The sequence below is a fragment of the Pseudomonas persica genome, assembly GCF_900291015.1.
In the GTDB taxonomy this organism is placed as follows: Bacteria; Pseudomonadota; Gammaproteobacteria; order Pseudomonadales; family Pseudomonadaceae; genus Aquipseudomonas.
Window position 1 is genome coordinate 1 of the sequence record NZ_OLKL01000387.1, and the last position, 235, is coordinate 235.

A 235-nucleotide genomic window follows, 5' to 3' on the forward strand; every position below is an offset into this window, starting at 1 on the left:
GGTGATGACCCAGCGGATGTCCGGCCGCTGCGCGCGCAGCGCATTGACCAGCGGCGCAGCGGCGTTGACCTCGCCCACCGAGACCGCATGCAGCCAGACCCGGGGCTGGCCGCTGGGCTGCGGATAGGACGCATAGCGTTCATCCCAGCGCCGGAAGTATTCACGGACCCGGAAGCCGCGCCAGACCAGGTGGTACACGGTGATCGGCAGCAGGAGGTACAGCACGGCCGAGTAC

Annotated in this window: 1 protein-coding gene; it reads right to left on the minus strand. The window is 68.9% G+C overall.

The window, feature by feature from the left end; all coding sequences use genetic code 11:
* Window positions 1-235, minus strand: a 235-nt coding sequence (locus tag FQ664_RS27000; RefSeq protein ID WP_306109841.1) for a glycosyltransferase N-terminal domain-containing protein, incomplete at both ends; no start/stop codon positions are given.